The organism is Allobosea sp. P1_A7 (assembly GCF_056406775.1).
Genome location: NZ_JBFTZN010000674.1, coordinates 1 through 404, shown reverse-complemented (window position 1 = coordinate 404; position 404 = coordinate 1). Strand labels below are relative to the sequence as shown.

General features: G+C 72.7%; 1 protein-coding gene. It reads left to right on the top strand.

Translation table 11 applies throughout. The annotated features are described in order from the left end of the window. A partial coding sequence (locus AC1D34_RS38340) for a beta-barrel domain-containing protein (protein WP_476827121.1) occupies positions 1-404 on the top strand: 404 nt, incomplete at both ends.

Sequence of the window (404 nt, the reverse complement as noted above, 5' to 3'; positions counted from 1 at the left end):
CCTCCAGATCATCGCCGTCGACGAGACCGCCCGCACCGAGGCCCAGCGCGAGCTGCGCCAGGTCGAGGCCAAGGTCTCCGAGCTCAGCGACCGRCGGCTSGCCAGTGAGGACCGGCTCTCRCGCTCCGARATCCGCGCCCCGATCGCCGGSCTCGTCAACGAATTGACCGTCTTCACCGTCGGCGGCGTCATCACCCCGGCCGCGCGCCTCGCCACCATCGTACCGGGCGAGGCCAGGCTCACCGTCGAGGTCAGGATCGCGCCGACCGATATCGACCAGGTCAGGCCGGGCCAGCCCGCCCGCCTGCGCTTCTCCGCCTTCGCCAAGAATTCGACCCCGGAGCTGCCGGGCACCGTCAGCCATCTCTCCCCGGCGACCACCCGCGCCCCGGCGACCACCCGCG